Genomic DNA, 3,957 nt, shown 5'->3' with positions numbered 1-3,957 from the left:
CCGCCCTCGGCCGCGGCCGTGCGGGCGCCGTCCTGCGCGGCCGCCAACACGATGCTCCGCGCGTGGTACCACGTGGCCGCCTGCACCCCGATGAAGAGGATGAACAGCATCATCGGGAACAGGAAGATCATCTCGATGGTCAGCGAACCGCGCTCCCCGGCGGCCCCCGACCGCCGACGAGACGCGATCGCTGACCGGGTCATCACTTGATCGGGTCGTCGATCTTGGCGGCGCTGTCGGTGACGAACTGCCGGATCACGGCGAAGACGATGCCGATGAAGACGATGACACCGAGCGCCCAGAGGACCTGCTCGATGGTGATCGAGCCGCGCTCGTCGCGGGTGGTGGCCTTGTCGAGGACCTTGAGGCCCAGGGTGTGCGCGGCGGCGTAGAGGAACAGCATGGGGTTCTCCAGAATCGTTGCGTGTGGGTGTCGTGGTCTGTGGTGGTGCGTGATGCGAGGTGGTGGTGCGTCTCTGGTGCTGCCTGGTCGGATCCCCCCGACTCGCGTCGACGGTATCAACCCGCTATCGGAGGCTATCCAGAAAAAGGTCAGTGTGCATCTTTGGGCCGGGCCCATTTGTGCAGGTCAGCGCAGTGACAGTCGTGACCTGGGCGGCCACGGGGGAGCACTCCCCGCACCTGGTGGGCGGTCGGTCAGGTCGCCGGTCGGTCAGATCGCCGGTCGGTCAGAACGGACCACCTCCGCCACCGGTCATGACGCGCAGCAGCGGCGGCGCGATGAGGATGCCCATGAACACCAGACCGAGCATCGACATCGGGATCGACATCTTCTCCGCGACGGCGTTCGCATCGGCCAGGGCGTGGTTGAGCTCGGCGGCGCGCATGCCCTGCGAGCGGGCTCGCAGCGTCGCGTAGATCTGCGCGCCCTCCTCACCGGAGAGCCGCATGATGTCGGCCAGGTCGGACAGTTCGGGCAGGTCGAGGTCCTCACCGAGGGTGCGCAGGGCATCCCACGGCGGCAGACCCGACCACCGCGATCGAGCCAGTTCCTCGCCGATCCGCTTGAACACCCACGAGTCGCCCACCGACGCCGCGACCTCCATCGCCTGGCGCGGGCCGGAGCCGGAGTTGCGCTCCAGGGCGACGAGTTCGATGTACGCCGACAGCGCCCGGGCGAACTCCTTGCGGGCCTCCTTGGCGTCGTCGTAGGCGTTGTAGTCCGGGAGCATGAAGAGCACGCCGGCGAGGATCAGGCTGCCGGCGGCCGGGATGATCACCGGCATGGGCTGGCCCATGATCTGGAAGAACAGGGCGATGATCGGGGGCGCGGCCAAGCCGATGAGGACGTACAGGACCTTCTCGCCCCAGTACCGGTGCAGCGGGATGCGCAGCAGGTTGAGTTCCTTGCGCGGCACCCGGGTGTAGCGGGCGATGGGGAGATTCTTCATCGCCCACACGCCGATCCGGTCCTGCAGGTCACGCTCGTCGGAGGACGCGACCTCGCGGGTCTCGACGACGCGCTCGGCCGAAATGTTGTCCAGGGCAGCGCCGAGGTCGGGCTGCGCGGCAAAGGCCCGCCACACCAGCAGCGACACGCCCAGGCCGATGAGCGCGCCGGCGGCCAACGCGATCTGGAGGTAACCGAACTCCATCACTGCCTCGCCTTCGCGGCGACTTCGGCGCCGATGAACCGGGTGGGTGAACTGCCGCGGGACATGAAGCGCATCCAGATCAGGGCGCCGACGTACGCAGCGAGCAGGACGGCCAGGATGAGTTGCCCCAGCGGCGTCTTGTACGGCTCGACGTACGACCCGGACAGGAACAGGCCGACGAGCACGACGACGGTGATGATCGTCACCCACCGGGCGGTCGCGCGTGGCTTGGCGCGGTCGGCCTCGGCGGCGCGGCGGTTGCGCACGTCCTCGGCGACGGTCGTGGCAACGGAGTCGAGCACGGCGGCCAGACCGGCGCCGCGCCGCTGCGCGCCGAGCAGGAGGTTCGCGGCGAGCAGGTCGCCGGTGGCGTCGTCGAGGTCGTCGGCGAACGCGCGGATCGCGTCCTGCGTGGGCCACCGGGCGCGCAGTCGGGCCGCGAGCAGGTTGACCTCGGGCTCGATCGCCTTGGGCGTCGACCGGAGCGTCGCGATGATCGCCTGCTCGAGGCCGACACCGACGGTGAGGACGCCGGCCAGCGACCGGGCCCACTCCTCCATGGCCTCGAGTCGGACGATCCGGTCCTCGGCGTCACCGCTGGAGAGCAGCAGGGGCAGCCCGATGACGGCCGCGGGAACGGCGACGATCGCAATGACCCATCCGGTCAGCAACGCCACGATGAACCCGACGGCGATGCCGATGAGCGCCAGTTGACGGGTGCGCTTCGGGATGGCGTTCAGCCGCTCGCGCAGGCCGTCGCGGGAGGTGTACCGAGGCGCCTGTTCGGGGGTGCCGCGCAGGCCCTGGATGAGCAGCATGATGCCGACGATGACCAGGACGGCGGCCAGCGCGGCGGCGAACTCGAGCATCAGGTGGTGGCCTTCCGGAAGAAGCCCTCGATGTCGAAGCCGAACTGGGCCAACGACCGGTACTCGTCCGGGAGAACGCCGGGCAACGGCGCTCCGCCCATCGGGTTGGGGCGGAACACGTGCGTGGTGGCCGGGCCGTCCTCACCGGGGTGGATCGCGATGATCTCGTTGACGTAGCGCTCGCGGCGTGGTGACCCGTCGGGCAGCGGCGCGGTGTTGAGCGTCAACTGGACGATGATGTCGATGTGCTCGGCCACGGCCCGCTGGGCGTACGCCTCGGTGATGTGTGACCCGGCCTCCATGGCACAGGTGATGAGCTTGCGGATCGCGCCGACGGCATCGGCGGAGTGGGTCGTGCTGATCGACCCGGAGCCCGACTGCATCGCCTTGATCATCGCGAGCACCTCCTTGCCGCGGACCTCGCCGACGATCTGGCGGGAGAGGTTGAAGCGGAAGGAGTCGTAGAGCAGGTCGTCGAGCGGGATCTCGCCGGCCTGGCGCCCGTCGGCGCCGACCTCACCGGAGCCGGGACGGGACTCCCACGCGACGATGCGGCGGTGCTTCTCCGGCATCTCGTGCAGGTGGAGCTCGTACTCGGTCTCGAAGGTGCCGATGCGCTCCCACGGGTCGAGTTCGGCGCACAATGCGCGGACCATCGTCGTCTTGCCGGCGCCCTGCGGACCGGCCACGACGATCGACTTCTTCGCCCGGACCGCGGCGCGCAGGAAACTCACCGCGGTGCGGTCGAGCATGCCGCGGTCGGAGAGCTCCTCGAGGGTGATCGAGCGCAGCCGGTGACGGCGGATGACCATCGACGGGCGGGGCGTGACCCACGCGGTGGCCGCGAGCCGCGCTCCGCCATCGAGTCGCATGTGCAGCCGCGGCTGGGCCTCGGAGAACGGGCGGGCGTTGACCTCGGAGCGGGAGGCGAGGAAGACGAGGAAGTCGATGAGTTCCTGGTCGTTCTCGGCCACCGGCGGGCCCTCGTGCAGGGTGCCGTCGACGTACTCGAGGAGCACGTTGTCGTAGCCGGTGATCTCGATGTTCTCGACCTTCTCGTCGTCGACGAGGGGCTGCAGGCGGCCCAGACCGAACAGGGCGTTGTACACGGCCTCGGCCATGCGCTCCTGCTCGGGCAGGGACCAGGCGCGGCGGCCCAGGGCGAGGTTCTCGGCCGCGGTGGTCTGGAGCAATTCGAGGATGATCGCGCGGCCGAGTTCACGTTGGCCTGCGGCATCGAGGTAGGCCCGTTCGGACAGGGCCGTCGTCAACTGCTCGGAGGCCTGCGCGCGCAGCACCGCGACCTGCGTCCAGTCGACGCCGAGGTCGTGGCTGGTCGGGGTGCGGGTGTTGTCGCCGATCTCCACCGCAGCGGCGCCGGGCACCATGCCGGGGGAGGCGAGCGCGGTCGGCATGCCGGGTACGGCGGTGGCGGCGCTGGTCCCGCTGCCGGCGGCCACGTGGACCGGCGG

The 3,957-nt window shown here is 69.9% G+C and carries 5 protein-coding genes; all 5 read right to left on the bottom strand.

Annotated features, from left to right (window positions below):
* A partial coding sequence (locus tag KD1_RS14695; RefSeq protein WP_169795410.1) for a TadE/TadG family type IV pilus assembly protein occupies window positions 1-203 on the bottom strand: 203 nt, incomplete at its 3' end.
* Window positions 203-403 carry a hypothetical protein gene (locus KD1_RS14690; RefSeq protein WP_068403164.1) on the bottom strand — a complete coding sequence of 67 codons (201 nt, stop codon included), beginning with the start codon at window positions 401-403 and terminating at the stop codon, window positions 203-205. The genes KD1_RS14695 and KD1_RS14690, both read right to left, overlap by 1 nt.
* Before the next feature lie 286 nt (window positions 404-689).
* Complete coding sequence (locus KD1_RS14685) at window positions 690-1,616, bottom strand: type II secretion system F family protein (protein WP_068403162.1); 927 nt, start codon at window positions 1,614-1,616, stop codon at window positions 690-692.
* The gene (locus KD1_RS14680; RefSeq protein ID WP_068403160.1) at window positions 1,616-2,485 is read right to left on the bottom strand and encodes a type II secretion system F family protein; all 870 of its coding nucleotides are present in this window, start codon (window positions 2,483-2,485) and stop codon (window positions 1,616-1,618) included. Before KD1_RS14680 ends, KD1_RS14685 begins: the two co-directional genes overlap by 1 nt.
* The coding region (locus KD1_RS14675; RefSeq protein WP_306307027.1) for a TadA family conjugal transfer-associated ATPase at window positions 2,485-3,957 on the bottom strand (1,473 nt) is incomplete at its 5' end. The genes KD1_RS14675 and KD1_RS14680, both read right to left, overlap by 1 nt.

It is taken from the genome of Kribbia dieselivorans NBRC 106261 (assembly GCF_001552435.1).
Taxonomy (GTDB): Bacteria; Actinomycetota; Actinomycetes; order Actinomycetales; family Dermatophilaceae; genus Kribbia; species Kribbia dieselivorans.
Note: the sequence above shows the minus strand (reverse complement) of the source record. Positions and strands in the feature narration are given on the sequence as shown.